Here is a 12,611-nt window from a genome sequence, read left to right on the forward strand (position 1 = left end):
GGAGGGGCTCAGCCCGCGTAGTCCCGGATGACGTGCCGCGCCGTGCTCGCCCGCGCCGGGGCCAGTTCCGCCGCGATCGCCTGGGCGGCGCCGTCGTCACATGTCACCCGCGCCGGGCGCTGTTCGCCCTCGGCCATGTGCCGCCGGCGCAGATGGGTGGGCGGGTGCGTCGAGTCCGCGCTGTGGCCGCGCCGTTCACCGGCCCGGCGCATGCGCTCGTACTCCTCGGGCGGGATGGCCCCGGTCTGCGCGGCCAGCCGCTCCCACAGTCCCTGTTCGGAGTCGCGCGGGCGGCGTCCCCCGATACCGGTGTGGGCGAGGACCGACTCCCGGCGCAGCTTGTCCTGGACCGTGTCGCTGACGAGGAGGAGGTCCATCAGCCCGACGACGGCGGATGTGGAGGCGACACGGCCGGCCGCCGCGTCGGCGAGGTATTCGGCGCGTTGGGAGGCCCGTAGCGTGAGATGGTCCAGCAGGACGAGGATGCCGAGCACCGCCGCGCGCAGCACCAGCAGCATCACCGCCCCCATACGGGCCAGCAGCCCCTGGGGGACGTCCGGCGTCAGCACGGTCACCAGAACGGCGAGAGTACGCAGGGCGGTGTCGACCACCTTCGAGTGCCGGGTGTCGCCGTGCGCGTAGTGACCGAGCTCGTGGCCGAGGAGCGCGACCCGCTGCGCGGGTGTGAGGATCTCCCACAGACCGAGCCCGAGGTACAGCACCCGGCGGCCTCTCACCCCGTACGTGGCGACGGCGGCGTTCGCGCCGGGCAGGACGACCACACGGTGGACACCTGTCGTACCGACGACCGCCGCGACCTCGTCGACGAGAGCGAACAGACGGGGCGCGTCGTCCCGGGTCAGCACCGGCACGTCCTCGGGCAGGCGGCCGACCCGGGGCCGGACGGTCACGGCCAGCAGCAGGAACCCGGCCCCCAGCATCGGCTGGACCACCGTCTCCCAGCCCGCGACGATCAGCACGGCTCCTCCGGCCGTCAGCATCACGGTGCTGCCGTGGACCGCCAGCGCGACGAGGTACGCGAGAACACTGGCCGCGTCGCGACGCGGGCGCAGCCGCGCACCGCGAGCCATCTCGTCCGCGAGCCACTGGCCGTGACGCTGGGCCAGGCGCCGACGCAGGGCGTCGACACGGCCGGCGGCAGGCACGGGCGCACCGGGATCGACGTTCCAGTCGCACGCGGCACACCAGGTCACGAACCCCCGATTCACCGCCATCCCGGACCCGCATTCCGGGCACGACTCCCTCTGCCCCAAGGCGACACTCGGTGTTCCCACGATCCCCCCACTCCCCAGCCGGGCCGTCGGCCCCGGACCCCATTCACCCGACCGTGCCCTCCGACACCGATCATGTCGACCCGCATCCGGCGGTCGGGTGATCCCACCATATGAGCTGCCCAGCAGGCCAATTGAATGGCCCGCCCGCCGCCTTCACATCAACGTGTTTTCAACGTCCTGGCAGCGCTTGGTGGTGGCCTTGGCCGACTGCCGGGAGCTGGCGACGTTGACCCGGACCGTGGGGTCTGGTGGGGCCACTGTTGGTGTCCGAGCATGATGGCCGTCATGGAGACCACAGTCGAGAAGGTCAAGGTCTGGTTCCGTTTCGTCCCTCGCGAAGGATGGTTCCCGCAGGACACCGAGGGCCTTTGGGCGACGAAGCTCAGCGACGACACGGCCAGTGTGCGGAACGCACCGTTCCTTCAGGACGGTGTGGCTGAAGGTGACGTGGTCAGGTTCAAAACGGACTCCGACGGACTCAACTGGGCAGTAGGGCGAGTCAGACCTTCCGGCACCTGCACGATCCGCGTCGTACCGGTCCCGACCGGGCCGCTGGGACGTAGCCCGCAGGCGGTGCATCAACGCCTGTCAGAGTTTGGGCTTGGGGGCGAGGTCTTCAGCGAAGACTTTCCCATGGTGGCCTTTACCGTGCTTGCTGACGCGGACTTCTCGGGGATCAAAGCACTCCTGACACGAGGGCAGGAGGAAGGATGGTGGCACTACGAAGTCGGCTGCGGCACCAGCGAGTGGTGGAACGCCTGAGCAGTTCTGGACATCCTTCTGGCCCACCCGAAGGGCGGGCGCCTGCCCGAGCACGACGGGGAGTTCGCCTTCGGAGATCCCGCCTCGCGTACTGCCCGTCGGCGACCGACGCCGATGTCGGCACGGACGCCGTACCGGCAACCTCCGTCTCCCCTCGGTGACCTGCGGATCGCGGACGTGGAGAACGCGCGGCGCAAGGCAGTACCGCCCTGTGCGGTGACGTCCCGCGTGGGGACTTCCGTGATGACCGGTGAACTCGCCGATGCCGGGGGGCCGTTCGGGCGGTGACAGTGGCCTCCGTCAGTCCGTCAGTCCGTCAGTCCGTACGGCGGTGACCACCCGGTGCGTCAGAGGCTCCGGAGTGGTCCCGCCTCGACCGAGAGGCCCCCCAGTGCACCCGCTCTCCGACGCCCGTACCCCAGTTCCTCCCCGCCTTCGTCCCCGTCGTGCCCGGTCCGGCCCGCGTACGCTGTGGGCCGGTGCGGTCACCGCCGCCGCGCTGGTCGCCGCGTTGGTCCCCGGTACCGCCGGGGCCCAGGCCGCCGCCAACCCGTACGAGCGCGGTCCCGCGCCCTCCGTGTCCAGTATCGAGGCGGCCCGTGGTTCCTACGCCGTCTCGCAGACTTCCGTCTCCTCGGTGAGCGTCACCGGCTTCGGCGGCGGGACCGTCTACTACCCCACCAGCACCGCGGACGGCACTTTCGGGGCCGTCGTGATCTCGCCCGGCTTCACCGCCACCCAGTCGAGCATCTCCTGGCTCGGTCCCCGGCTCGCCTCCCAGGGTTTTGTCGTCTTCACCATCGACACCAACACCACCCTCGACCAGCCGGACAGCCGGGGACGCCAACTGCTGGCCGCGCTGGACCATCTGACGCAGCGTTCGTCGGTACGCACCCGCATCGACTCCACGCGTCTGGGAGTCATGGGCCACTCGATGGGCGGAGGCGGGACTCTGGAGGCCGCCAAGAGCCGGCCGTCCCTCCAGGCCGCGATCCCGCTGACCGGCTGGAACACCGACAAGTCCTGGCCCGAGGTCCGTACACCCACCCTCATCATCGGCGCGGACGGGGACACGGTCGCGCCCGTGGCCTCGCACTCGGAGCCGTTCTACACCTCGCTGCCCAGCTCGCTGGACAAGGCGTATCTGGAGCTCAACGGCGCCACGCACTTCACGCCGAACTCCTCCGACACCACGATCGCCAAGTACAGCATCTCGTGGCTGAAGCGGTTCATCGACGACGACACCCGGTACGAGCAGTTCCTCTGCCCGCTGCCGAGGCCGAGCCTCACCATCGAGGAGTACCGGGGCAACTGCCCGCACTCCTGACTCACCGTCCGTTCAGCTGTGCCGGCGCACAGCGGGGCGCCGGCCCGGCTGGGTCGGCGCCCAAGACCCGCGCCACGGGCCGCACCGCCGTGGACGCGGGCCTTCCGGCGTCCGTTACGCGCAAGTAACGTCACGGATATGAACTCATCGACGACCGTGCGTAGTTCACGTCCGCTGTACGGCCGGAGCGGCGAACTCGCCATCCTGGGCTCGCTGCTGGACCGCCTGAGGGCCGGTTACGGCGGCACACTCGTACTGACCGCGCCACCGGGCCTCGGCCGCACCGCACTGCTGGACCACGCCACCGCCGCACACGCGGACGGCACGGTCCTGCGCGCCGAGGCCGCGCCGGCCGAACGGCTGCTGCCCTACAGCGGGTTGCACGCGCTCCTGTGCTCAGCGCCGCACGCGTCCCCACGGGCGCCCGCGCCGCTTCCCCTCCCGCTCGGCGCCGGGGTACGGGCGGGGCCCGCCGGTACCGCCCTGCTCGGCCGTCTGACGGAGACCGGCGCCCGTGAACCGCTCCTCGTCCTGGTGGACGACGCCCACGCCTGGGATCCCGCGTCCCGCGCGGCACTCGCCTTCGCGGCCCGCCGGCTGCCGGCCCGCGGCCGGGTCGCGGTCCTGCTCACGGCGGCGGACCACGGGCCGGGCGCGGACGCCTTCGCCGGACTGCCCGCGCTGCGCCTTGGCTCCCTGGACGACGACGCGGCCGACGCGCTGCTCGACGACCTGACGGGGCATCAATTACACCCGGCGGTACGGGAGGAGTTGCGCCGCGAGGGCGCGGGAAACCCCCGGCTGCTCACCGCCCTTGCCGGACACCTGAGCACCGCGCAGCTCGCCGGCCGGCAGCCCTTGCCGCGGCCGCTGCCCGGCGGTGAGGATCTGCTGGACGCCTACGCGGCCTGTCTCGACGCGCTGCCCGATGACACCCGGGCCCTGCTGCTCTTCGCCGCCGCCGCGGCCGAGCACGAACCGGACGAGGCGGGGGCGGACGCCCTACTGCTGCTGAGAGTTGAGAGGTCCGCCGGGATCCGCCCCGGCCGGCTGGCACCCGCCGAGCACGCGGGAGTCGTACGCAGCGGGGGCGGCCGGGTCCGCTTCACCCACCCGCTGCTGCGTGCGGCGGTCCTGCGCACCGCGCCCCCGGCCCGGCGCCGCGCCGTGCACCGCACCCTGGCCGCCGCCCTGGACGGCCCTCACCAATCACTGCCACGCCTGGTCCAGGCGGCCTGCGCCGCGCCCGGGCCCGACGCGGCGCTGGCGGACGCGCTGACCAGGGCGGCCGCCCCGCCGCGTCCGTACGCGGACCGGGCCGGAGCGCTGGTCCGCGCGGCCGGGCTCACGGCGGACGAGGTCCTGCGCGGCGCGCGCTTGGCCGCGGCCGCCGAGCAGGCGTGGCTGGCCGGGCGGCCCGGGGAGGCCCGCCTGCTGCTGGCACGGGTGCGGACCGTACCGGCGCCGGGGCGCGCGCACTACGTCCACGGGCTGCTCGCCCTGCGCGACGGTCCGGCGGCCGACGCCAGGGAAACCCTGCTGACGGCGGCGGACCTGCTCCCCTCGCACGACACGGAACGGGCCGTGAGCGCGCTGCTGGGCGCGGCGGAGGCGGCCTGGGCCATGGGCGACGCACCGGCCTGCCGCGAGGCGCTGGACCGTATACGTCCTGAGCCGGCCGACCCGGTGCTGGAGTCGTACCGGGCGGGCATGTCGGCGGTCCTGGCCGGCCGTACGGGTGAGGGACACGCGCTGCTGCGGGGGTACTTGGGCGCGATGGGGGACCGGGGTTCGCGCGCCGCCGCCGGCTCCGGCGGCATCGCGGGGCCGGCGGTCAGCGCGTATGCGGCCGGGCGGTCGGCGGGTGTCGGCGGGACGGCGGGTACGGCGGCGGAGGGCACCGGGGCCCAAGTGCGGATCCGCACCCGGGAGCAGATCCCGGGCCCTGATCCGGCGAGCGGGCAGACGGGCAGGCCGGGGCCGGAGCCGGGGGAACCGTGGGAGCCCGAGGGACTGTTGAGGGCCGGGGTCGCCGCCCTGGTGCTGGGCGAGGTGGACACGGCCTGCCGGGTGGGAGCCAGGGCGTTGGCCGTGGTGCGCGCCCGAGGGGCCGACGCGCTGCTGCCCCAAGCGCTGGAACACCTCGCCTACGGTGAACTGCGTGCCGGGCGCCACGCGCGAGCCCGTGCCCACGCCCGGGAGGGACTCGCCGTGGCGGGACGGCTCGGGCAGCGCAACGCCATGGCCCACCTGCACGCCGTACTCGCCCTCGCCGCCTCCGTCGAGGGCGACGCCGGCCTCTGCGCGATCCACGCGCGGGCCGCGCTGGCCGCCGCGGGACCCCACGGGCTCACCCAGGCCGCCACCCTCGCCGGCTGGGCCCTGGCCCGCGCGGAGCTGGCCGACGGCCGCTGCGCCGAGGCTGCCGCACGCCTGGCACCGCTGGTCGGGCCGGGCCTCCGGGGCGGCCACTTCGCCGTCCGGATGCCGGCCGTGCCCTGTTACATCGAGGCCCTCGTCCTGGCAGGACAGGGCGCCGGGCCCCACGCCCGTAGCGCCGTTGAGGAGTTCACCGTTTGGGCGGCCCACACCGCTGACCCGCAGGCACCCGCCCAACTGGCCCGCTGCCAGGCCCTGCTGGCCCCTGCCGGCCAGGCCGCGCAGTGGTACGAGGAGGCACTGCGCCGGCACGAACACGCGCCCGGGGACTTCGAACGCGCCCGTACCCAACTCCTCCACGGCCACTGGCTCCGGCGCCGTCGCAGGACCCGTGAGGCCAGAGGCCCGCTGCGTGACGCCCTCATCGCCTTCGAGCGGTGCGGCGCGGATCTCTGGTCGGGGCGGGTACGCGGCGAACTGCGCGCCGCCGGCGAGACGGTGTCCGACCCGACCGGCGACCGCCCCCGCGATCCCGGCCCGTTGCGCACGCTCACGCCCCAGCAGCAGCGGATAGCCCGCTGCGTGGCGGAGGGCGCCACCAACCGCGAGGTGGCACTGCGACTGTCACTGAGCCCCCGCACCGTCGACCACCACCTGCGCAACGTCTTCGCCACACTGGGCATCCGCTCCCGCACCGAACTCGTCCGGCGACTCGACCAGACCTAGACCGCACCCACGACGTTCCGCGCAATCCCTACCGTGCCGTCCACGGCGGTACGCGATCGCACGACCTGTTGTGCCACCAGTTCAGTTGTCTGTCTCGCACTCGGTTGGTTCGGGAATGACCTGTAGCGGCTTGCTTTCCCCGCCGTCCCACACGTAGTTTGCCTTATACATTTCCTTCACTTGCTCATCCGTGATCTTCTTCATGGCTTCGCATACCGCGTGCTTCAGGGCGGGGCTGTCCTTCTTCAGTCCGATCCCGTACTTTTCCGTCTGGTCGAAACCGTCACGGGTGATCATGAGTTTGTCGCCGTGGGCTTTTGCGAAGCCCGCCAGGATGATCTCATCGGTCGCCAGTCCGTCGTACTTGTAGCCGGATTTGTCTTTGTTCAGCAGGCCGTTCACGCAGTCCGCGTAATCGGTGATGGCGGTCACCTTGAACGTTGTCGTGGCCAGGTATTTATGGGCAGTAGAGCCTTTGACTGTGCAGAGAGGGATGCCGGGGGTGATGTTCAGGTCGTCGAGGGATCTCACCGGCCTGAGAATCTGGTTCCCGGATTCGTCCCTGACCTGTGCTTCTCCTTCTACTTTGGGATTGCGTCTCAGCAGGACTTTCTGATCGGTCTGGTAGTAGGGGCCGGCGAAGTCGACTTCTTTCTTCCTGTCGGGGGATATGCCGTAGGTCCCCACGATGATGTGAACAGTTCCATCTTTCAGTTTTTCTTCACGGGTAGGGGTTCCCAGGGGTTTGAAAATGATTTTTCCGGCAGGGATTCCCATCTCTTCGGCGATGAGTCTGGCATAGGCGATTTCTGATCCGGACCATTGATCATTCTTCCCTTTCATGCTCAGTCCGGGTTGGTTTTCTTTGACTCCGATCACGAAATTTTCCGTGCCGTCTCGCAGCGACTTGAGCAAGGCCAGAGAGTCGTCCTTTTCGGGGGAAGGCGAGGTTGAGGAACTGGGGGCGGAAGCGCCGGGTGAAGCCGAACCCTGTCCGCGTGTTTCGTTGAGCTGGTCCCAGGCGAGCCAGCCGCCGACGGCGAGGAGGGCCAGGCAGGTGCCTGCCAGTGCCATGCGCCGTCCTCCGACGCTTCGGACGGTCTGTGGTCCGGTCCCGCCGGCCGGCGGATCGACTTCACGGTCCCGCTGGTTGGTGGTCCCGGACAGGGTGGAGTGGCCTTTCACAGCGGTGCCGGAACCGCTGTCCGCGCTGTCCGCGCTGTCCGTGGACGAGGTAGGGACAGTGCCCCCGGGGGCGGGCGCGTTGTCCGCGCTGTCCGTGGACGGGGTGGGGACAACCTGACCGGGGATCGTCCGCGGCCCGTCGGGAGCGGGCGGGGCGGGGAAGCCGATCTGCTCGCGGATGGTGTCCATGCGGGCGTCGTGGGAGTCGAGCTGCGCGTCCGCGGTTTCGAGGAGGTGGTCGTACTCCCACGGCTGTGGCGCGGGCCCCGAGCCGGTGTCCTCGCCGGAGGAACCGACGGGAGTGTCCTGCCCGGTGAGCTGCTTGAAGACGCGGCGGTTCTGTTCGGCCTGCTGGAACGCCGCGATCCGCAGATCTTCGGCTTCCTGCTGTTCCCGGCGGGCGCGGGCCAGTCTCTCCTCGAACTCCGCGTGCCGCCGCTCTGTCTCGGCCAGCCGCCGCTCGGTCTCGGCCAGCCGCTGTTTGTCCTCGTCCGCACGTCTCTTGTTCTCGGCCGCGCGCTGCTGGTTGGCCGTCGTCGTTTCCGCCTCCTGCTGCTGCAGTCGCAGGCGTGCCTGGTCCCGTTCGGTTTCCAGGTTTTTGCAGCGCTGGTTCAGATCGGCCATCACGCTGATGAAGACGTAGATGAGATGGGTGAGGCTCTGTACCGTCTCCCGGGCCTTGAACTGGCCCTGGCGGGCGTTCTCCAACCGCATCTGAAAGTCGTGCGCGGTGCCGTCGGGGGGAGCGGTGGGGGATTCGGCTGCCAGGCGGGCCGCGTCAGCCTGTTCGGCGGCTTTCCGCAACTCGTGCCCGATGCCTCGATGCAGCTGCCGGTCCTGCGGGGGGACCAGTTTGATGACGATGTCGTCCAGCAGCCACGAGGGGATCAGCTTGCGGCCCCTGAGGAACTCGCTCCACTGAGTACGCCGGGGGCCAGGATGGGGGAAGAGGCCTTCCAGCTGTCGCAGGCTCCGTCCGCCTACGCGCGCACGTAACCACTCCGCGAGTTCGATCGCCTCGGGCGTGTCCCCTTCCACCGGGCTGTACCGGGCCCTGGGCCGAGAGCCGGGCCGCTCTTCTCCATGCACTGGTGCCGCCTTCCGGGTCGGATCCGTCCACGTTGTCCCGGAGATTCGGCCGGACTCAGCGCTGTGACGTGCACGGACATCCCGCGGACGACACGGACGGAAACGGACATCAGATCACCCACACACGCTGGTCTTCCACCCGTTCCACGAACTTTTGGAAGGCAACCGCAATGCGAAAGTTTTTTAGGGACCGCCGCGGCACGTTCCTCTTCCGTAGCAGGCCCGTCACCGCCGTCAGCGTGATGGTCGCCGGAGCGGCGCTCCTTGCTCTGGGGCTCCCCGCCGACTGGATCGACCTGGCCGCCCTCGCCATCGCCGTCGTATCGGTCAGGCCGGCCGACACCAACCGGCCCAGCCCCGCCGTCCCCAGGCTTCGTAAGAAGAACCGCATCGCGAAACGGCGCATCCCCCGCGGCACCACGTAGCGAGCGACCCGGGTGAACGCCGCTGGGCCACGCTGACCCCGCATCAACACACGGGCGTGGAGCGGGCCGAGGGGACCGATGTCGCCGTACCCCGCGACATCTCCCGGGACCGGGTCGCGCCCTCGACCCGGTCGTACTCGGCTCGCCCCGTACAAGCGCGTGGCCGGCCGCGGCGAGCGCGAGCCGAGTGAGATGCCTCAGGCTGCTCCCCCACGGACCGCTCACTTCTGACGGCATGTTATGGATCTCAGAGTACAGAATGTGATAGCGTCCGCGCATGGCCAGACCACGCACCTTTGACGAGACCGCGGTTCTCGAAGCGGCGGCGGCGCAGTTCCGTGTCCACGGCTACGCCGATACGTCGACCGAGCAGCTCTGTGAGGCCGCCGACGTGCGGCGCAGCAGCCTGTACAACGCGTTCACGTCCAAGGATGAGCTTTTCGTGCGGGCGCTGGAGCACTACGCGGCCACCATGCGAGGGCATCAGGCGTCGATCCTGGCCGACACTTCCCTCAGTGGTGCCGAACGGCTGCGGAAGCTGGTCACCGCGATCGTCGACGAGGAGCGTGTTGCCCGCGGCGAGGGGCACGCCGCCGGCTGTATGGGCGTGCACACCTTGATGAATCCCGACCTCCGGGCCCGTGATGAACGCATTGGGCGCATCCTCGACCGAGACTTGCAGGAACGACTCGGCCTGCTGGAGGACACCATCCGGGCCGGCCGCGTGGACGGAAGCGTTCCTGAGGGCCCTGACGCCGGTGAAGGCGCGCTCCTGGTCAACACCCTCATCGCGGGCCTCCGCGTGACAGCGCAGACCGGAGTCACCCCCGAGGTGCTGCACCGGATCGCTCTTGCCGGGCTCCGTTCCCTGCTGGCCTGAGCGAAGAGGGTGGCACGTGTGGCCTCACTCTGCCCAAATTATGGATTGTAGAATACAGAAAGGGTTTCCTTGCCGTGAAACGACCTCCTTACTGGCTGATGCTCACCCTGCTCCTCGTCGCAATGAGCGAGTTGCAGACGATGGGCATGCTGCCCGACATGGCCCGCAGCTTAGGCGCCTCGACCGCCGCGATCGGCGCGTTCATCTCGATCTACTCCTTCGGCATGGCCATCGGCGGCCCGCTCATCGTCTGGGCCCTCCGCCTTGTCCCGCCCAAGTCCGCGCTCGTGGGGGTCGTCATCGCCTACGCGGTACTGGAAGCCGCCGTCCCTCTGGTGCATAACTACTGGTGGGTCGCCGCGCTCCGCCTGCTGACCGGAACTCTCGGCGGCGCCGTGTTCGGTCTCACCCTGACCATGGCCGCGAGACTCGCCCCCAGCCCCGACCGCATCGCGTCCTCCATCTCCATCGTGCTCAACGGGCTCATGTTCGGCGCAGTCCTCGGCCTGCCCATCAGCCACGCCATCGCCACCGCATGGAGCTGGCAGGCGAGCTTCGTCGCCCTCGGCGCCGCCGGCCTGGTCATTGCCCTGCTCGACCTGCGTACGCTGCCCGCGCTGCCCGCGGTCTCCGCGCAGACCAGCGCCGATGAACTCCAGCACTTCCGCTCGCCTCGCCTGTGGAGCCGGTACCTCGTCAGTCTGCTCACCATCGGAGCGACTTACGGCGCGTTCTCCTACTTCACCCCCCTGCTGGAACAGGACGCGGGCTTCTCCCCCGACACGACGACCGTGATCCTCTTCGGCTACGGCCTGTGCACAGTCGTCGGCAACAACCTGGTAGGCCGCTACGCGGACCGTCATGCGGTAAACCTGCTGCGCGTCGGCCACCTCGTCCTGATCGGTTCTCTGGTGATACTTGCCCTCTTCGCCCACCTTCCCTGGGCCGCGCTGCCCGGTGTGCTCCTGGTCGGCCTCGTGGGCGTCACGATGAACCCCGCACTCGTCGTCCGGGTCTTCGAAGTCGCCGGAGCCGGCAACCTGGTCAACACCGTCCACACGTCCGTCATCACCCTGGGAGTCGTGGCCGGCAGCGCGGTCGGCGGCGTCGCCATCAGCGCGGGGGGCACCACTGCCGCCGCCATGTGGACCGGCGCCGTCCTTGCCGTCCTCGCCGCCTGCGTCCTGGGCGCACAAACCGCCGTGTACAAACGACGCGTCAGTCCTCAGCCGGCACAGAACTGACCAGGCCGGCCGGGTAGTTCCGAATGTGAGGTTCGCGGACGTGCGAGGGTGTCCAACAGCGAGCGGTGAAAACCGAGTTGGACACCCTCCGCCCCGTACCCGTTCGTTCACACCGCCGACCGGCTGAAGACCATGCGACGGTACGGTTGCCCGCCCCGGCCGACGGAGGCGGAACCGATCACCCCTGCGGAGTCTTCGCCGTTCCGGGTGCCGTGGATCCGCACTCGAAGAGTTCGGCATCACCCCTGACGACGTCACTTCCTCGACCTCCCGTGGGCAGATGGGTCTTTTCGCCGAGTTCAGTGTCGACGCTCCCGCCGTCGAGAAGGTCCTGAGGAAGCTGAGTGAGGGCGGGTGGGCCGCAGAACGGATCGATCCGGCAGCAAGGCCACAGGATGCGGGAAGCCGGGCTGCTGTCCCACCCCCCTCCCTGCCTGCCCTGAACGGTGCCCTCCACGACACGGCATCACGGGATCACCGAACGGAATCCCGTCTGCGAGGAGCTTTGAGTAAGCCGTGAGCACCTACAAAAACGCCCCCGGTGTGCCGCTGTGTCAAAGGAGAGCCGAGACAACGAGCCGCCGGGCTCTCGGCTGTTGATGGGTTTGACGTTGCTGGGGCCGGCAGCCGTACCGGTCGTTCCTCCGGTACCAGCGACACCGACAAGAACACGTCCACCAGGGGCTGGGCCGTTGTGGGGTCCGCGCCTGTCTGCGGCGGTCCTGTCCCGGGCGCGGGCCGGGTGTGCTGCGGGACGGTGAAGCGCACCAGGTGCGCCGATCGGTTGGAATGCGCACCAGCCGCATCAAAGCGTGCATGGTGCGCGCGCCGATGCCGCGTGGGGGATGGGGATCCTGAGAGCGGTGCGAACTGCTGCTGTTTTGCATCAGTATGTCCACAGGTTCGCAAGGTCCGTCCTTCACGGCGGCTTACGGGCCCGGCGGAAGCCGTGTGGATGGTGGCCAACAGGCACGTACTGGGCAGCGGCTTTTGTCGGTACCGTGCCCGGACGCTGGAGAACGTCCGGACGGGTTGCCGCTGTCGGCACACCGACACGAACTGGCAGGCGCCCGCCGGGTGATGGGTTTTGGTTATGGGGTGGGGGGCCTGCCTTACCCCCCTGCCCCCCTTGCCTCCCTGGGGGTTGGTGGTCTCGGGGGCCGGGGGGTGGGGGTGTGTTGGTTTAGTGGTTTGGGTTGTGGGTGTGGTTTGGGTTGTTGTTGTTGGGGGGTGGGGGGTAGTGGCCTTGGTTGATGAAGAATTGGATGTAGGTGGTGAGGAGTTGGGGGGTGATGGGGG

Annotated in this window: 8 protein-coding genes; 6 read left to right on the forward strand and 2 right to left on the reverse strand. The window is 70.0% G+C overall.

Features of this window, described 5'->3' with window-relative positions; translation table 11 throughout:
- Positions 1 to 8 precede the first annotated feature (8 nt).
- Positions 9 to 1,166: a M48 family metalloprotease gene (locus tag ACIO1C_RS13270; RefSeq protein ID WP_401862121.1), complete on the reverse strand. Its 1,158-nt coding sequence runs from the start codon at positions 1,164 to 1,166 to the stop codon at positions 9 to 11.
- Positions 1,167 to 1,568: 402 nt separating this feature from the next.
- Between ACIO1C_RS13270 and ACIO1C_RS13275 the strand changes: the two genes are divergently transcribed.
- The 3 genes from ACIO1C_RS13275 (at position 1,569) to ACIO1C_RS13285 (ending at position 6,489) form a co-directional block, all read left to right on the forward strand.
- Positions 1,569 to 2,057 carry a DUF4265 domain-containing protein gene (locus tag ACIO1C_RS13275; RefSeq protein WP_401862123.1) on the forward strand — a complete coding sequence of 163 codons (489 nt, stop codon included), beginning with the start codon at positions 1,569 to 1,571 and terminating at the stop codon, positions 2,055 to 2,057.
- A gap of 391 nt (positions 2,058 to 2,448) precedes the next feature.
- Positions 2,449 to 3,384: an alpha/beta hydrolase family protein gene (locus ACIO1C_RS13280; protein WP_401862125.1), complete on the forward strand. Its 936-nt coding sequence runs from the start codon at positions 2,449 to 2,451 to the stop codon at positions 3,382 to 3,384.
- A gap of 138 nt (positions 3,385 to 3,522) precedes the next feature.
- A complete protein-coding gene (locus ACIO1C_RS13285; RefSeq protein ID WP_401862127.1) occupies positions 3,523 to 6,489 on the forward strand; it encodes an AAA family ATPase in 2,967 nt (988 codons plus the stop codon).
- Positions 6,490 to 6,570: 81 nt separating this feature from the next.
- Here the strand turns inward: ACIO1C_RS13285 and ACIO1C_RS13290 are convergent, their stop codons facing one another.
- Positions 6,571 to 8,712 carry a transporter substrate-binding domain-containing protein gene (locus tag ACIO1C_RS13290; protein ID WP_401862130.1) on the reverse strand — a complete coding sequence of 714 codons (2,142 nt, stop codon included), beginning with the start codon at positions 8,710 to 8,712 and terminating at the stop codon, positions 6,571 to 6,573.
- 221 nt (positions 8,713 to 8,933) lie between these two features.
- On the opposite strand from ACIO1C_RS13290, the gene ACIO1C_RS13295 reads away from it, so the two are divergent.
- From ACIO1C_RS13295 to ACIO1C_RS13305, 3 genes are all read left to right on the forward strand, one after another.
- On the forward strand, positions 8,934 to 9,188 hold the full coding sequence (locus ACIO1C_RS13295) for a hypothetical protein (protein ID WP_401862133.1): 255 nt from the start codon (positions 8,934 to 8,936) through the stop codon (positions 9,186 to 9,188).
- A gap of 277 nt (positions 9,189 to 9,465) precedes the next feature.
- Entirely contained in the window at positions 9,466 to 10,068 is a 603-nt protein-coding gene (locus ACIO1C_RS13300) for a TetR/AcrR family transcriptional regulator (protein ID WP_401862135.1), read from the forward strand.
- A 74-nt stretch (positions 10,069 to 10,142) separates the two neighbouring features.
- Entirely contained in the window at positions 10,143 to 11,312 is a 1,170-nt protein-coding gene (locus ACIO1C_RS13305; protein ID WP_401862138.1) for an MFS transporter, read from the forward strand.
- The last annotated feature ends 1,299 nt before the right edge of the window (positions 11,313 to 12,611 follow it).

This window comes from Streptomyces sp. NPDC087420 (assembly GCF_044744165.1).
Classification (GTDB): Bacteria; Actinomycetota; Actinomycetes; order Streptomycetales; family Streptomycetaceae; genus Streptomyces.

Bases quoted from the DNA above. Each gene is read 5' to 3' on its own strand.
- ACIO1C_RS13275 (WP_401862123.1), top strand. From the start codon at position 1,569: ATGATGGCCGTCATGGAGACCACAGTCGAGAAGGTCAAGGTCTGGTTC.
- ACIO1C_RS13285 (WP_401862127.1), top strand. From the start codon at position 3,523: ATGAACTCATCGACGACCGTGCGTAGTTCACGTCCGCTGTACGGCCGG.
- ACIO1C_RS13295 (WP_401862133.1), top strand. From the start codon at position 8,934: ATGCGAAAGTTTTTTAGGGACCGCCGCGGCACGTTCCTCTTCCGTAGC.
- ACIO1C_RS13300 (WP_401862135.1), top strand. From the start codon at position 9,466: ATGGCCAGACCACGCACCTTTGACGAGACCGCGGTTCTCGAAGCGGCG.